We start from the raw sequence: 2,486 nt of genomic DNA, 5'->3' as shown, positions 1-2,486 counted from the left end.
GCGCAGCATGGAGGGCTGGATCCCGAGTTCCGCGGCGACCTGCATCTGCGACCGGCCGCTGCTCTCGAGCAGAGCGACCGCCTCGCGTTTGAACTTGGGGGTGAACTCGCGTCGTGTCTTGGCCATCAAACACCTTCCCCGCCCGAAACGACCGTATCAGAGGTGTCCGCGAAACCGAGGGAGGATCACAATCATCAGTGATGACGCCGCGGCTTCTCGTAAGCCCCTCCTCGACGGCTTCCGTTCCAAGCAGCCACCAGCTTCGGGGGTTTGGAGCCTGTAAGCGGACCTTTCCAAGGGCCGCAAAGGGTCGCCAGCAGACCCATGAAGCGCTCGTCAGCGTCAGGCGTCAGCCAACATGCCCGAATGACCATCTTGGATGTCGGAAAACACCTGTTTTCCGTACGGTCGAGCCCGATATGCGGAACGACTGCATGGGGTTTAAGTGCTCGGCCCCAATGGCAACTCGCGCCAACCGGGCGACGAGGGCGAGACCGAGTGTCCCGGCCGGCGGCGCCCTCAGCGACGGCCGCCATCGGCTCCCGGCTTCATGGCCCGCTCGACAGCCTCCATGGCGCTCTCGAAGGCTTTGGCCTCGCTACGGTGGGGCCGGTCGGACCGTTCAATCAGCTTACCGCTCCGGCGGATCGCCCACTGGAAGTTTCCCTCCGGCTTAGGCAGTGGTGAAACCTCGATGGAGTAGGGATGCGGGACTTCGTCGGCCATGGGCGCGCTATGCCAGGCTCCACGCGGTCGCACCATAGCCAAAACGATGTGGGCCCGTTTTTGTGGATCGGTCATCAGCTTGGAGGCAATGAGTCTGCCAGCATTTCGGCCTTTGCTCGCGGCGATCCTTGGGCCGATCTCCCGCCCTCAGGCGTCCTGATGACTTTCGTGGGCGAGCCCTTCAGGGTGGCAAGACGCTCACGTGGGGACAAGCGGGGAGCATCGAAGGAGCTACAGGGACACTGGCATGATAGCGCTGCAATGCTACAATGCTGTAGCTCTGCGGTGCTTCAGTGCTGGCGAAGAGGTTGAGCGTCATAGATGCGTGGCGAGGCCGATCACTTGGCTGCCGGCCTTAGTGAAGGGAGAGGGAGCGCTGCGAGTCTGATCTGCAACGAGCGGGTCGAGCTATCCACGGTACATCATAAGCCATTGACTTATGTAGTCCATTGGCTTACGCACTCTCATATCCAAGCCGCTTCACACCGTCGTCGAGACCCCCGACTACCTCGCCGACGCGAAGCGGGCGGGCATGACCGAGGCGGAGCGCCAACGCTCGATCAACACCTACGCCAAGACGCCGGACTACGGCGACGAAATCCAGGGCTCCGGCGGCTTTCGCAAGGGTCGGGTCGCCGGCCGCGGCAAGGGCAAGTCGGGCGGTTACCGGGTGGTCTCGATCTACCTCGACGAGACGATCCCCGTGTTCCTCGTTGCCGTCCTCAGCAAGGGGGATCGCGAAAACTTCACTGATGCGGAGGTTGCCGAGTTCACGAAGGTGGCCACCGCAATCAAATCGGCTCACCGGCGCAGCAAGAAGCGCTGACGAACCGGCAACCCTCCACATGGTGTCTCCGATGACCGACAGTTTCACCCGCATCCTGAGCGGTGCCAAGAGTGCCTTGGCCTACATGGAGGGCAATCCTCCCGAGGGGACCGTTGTCCACGTCCCGGAGGATCTGGACGTGGCCGAGATCCGGACCAGGACCGGACTCGCTCAGCCGGCCTTTGCTGCAACCATCGGCGTTTCGTTGCACACCCTCCGGAACTGGGAGCAGAAGCGCCGCCGCCCGGAGGGTCCTGCCCGCGTGCTCTTGGCAATGGTCGAGAAGCGGCCGCAGGTGGTGCGGGAGATCCTTGGCGAGGTGGCCTGATCGCCAGCCTCCGACTGCTATCGCCGGACGAGGCTGGCGTCACCGGAGCGGAAGATCTGATGACGAAGTTCGACGAAGGCGAAGTGGATCGATGATCGAGCTGCGGCCGCGCGGAAGGAGTGCCATCAGCTCGGCAGCCGGTAGCGCGAGAGGCAGCTTCATGCTCGCTCCAGAACGTATCTGTATGGGGCACCGTGCTGTGATGCGGTAGCATTGTAGCGCTACAATGCTACCGCATCACAGCGCGATGACACCATGCGTTTATAGTACTTTCATACTGTGGCGCTTATCTGCTATGGTGCGACAGCATCGCAGGTGAGACATGCGGACCTTGACTGTGATTAGGCGTGGAATAAGGGCTCTGACGCACTCTCGGTGCAGATGAGTTCACGCAGCGCCAACCAGCCGAGCTTCGAGCAGGGCAAGATTGGCACGGCCGAACATCTGCCGCTTCACCAGCTTCAAGCGGGTGATCTGGCCTTCGGTCTGTCCGTTCGACCACGGCTCCGTCTGGGATTGCCCCGTTTCTGTGGTTCTTGCTCACCTTGCGTGGATCAGGCGGCCAGAACCATGCGGCGCTTCAGTTGATCGAGGCCTGCCCGTCCG

At 62.4% G+C, this 2,486-nt stretch carries 4 protein-coding genes; 2 read left to right on the top strand and 2 right to left on the bottom strand.

The genetic code is table 11. The features are described from left to right. On the bottom strand, positions 1-126 hold a 126-nt coding region (locus BMX97_RS31820; RefSeq protein WP_143074783.1), incomplete at its 3' end, for a transposase. Between the two features lie 393 nt (positions 127-519). Beyond that, positions 520-726: a hypothetical protein gene (locus tag BMX97_RS31815; protein ID WP_091755079.1), complete on the bottom strand. Its 207-nt coding sequence runs from the start codon at positions 724-726 to the stop codon at positions 520-522. Positions 727-1,258: 532 nt separating this feature from the next. Between BMX97_RS31815 and BMX97_RS31810 the strand changes: the two genes are divergently transcribed. Then, complete coding sequence (locus BMX97_RS31810) at positions 1,259-1,552, top strand: type II toxin-antitoxin system RelE/ParE family toxin (RefSeq protein WP_091755078.1); 294 nt, start codon at positions 1,259-1,261, stop codon at positions 1,550-1,552. Between the two features lie 31 nt (positions 1,553-1,583). After that, positions 1,584-1,880 (top strand): helix-turn-helix domain-containing protein, encoded by a 297-nt coding sequence (locus tag BMX97_RS31805; RefSeq protein WP_048448839.1) that lies wholly within the window; start codon positions 1,584-1,586, stop codon positions 1,878-1,880. Positions 1,881-2,486 lie beyond the last annotated feature (606 nt).

The organism is Methylobacterium sp. ap11, from assembly GCF_900110515.1.
GTDB classification, from domain to species: domain Bacteria; phylum Pseudomonadota; class Alphaproteobacteria; order Rhizobiales; family Beijerinckiaceae; genus Methylobacterium; species Methylobacterium ajmalii.
This window is presented reverse-complemented; position numbering and strand designations above follow the sequence as displayed.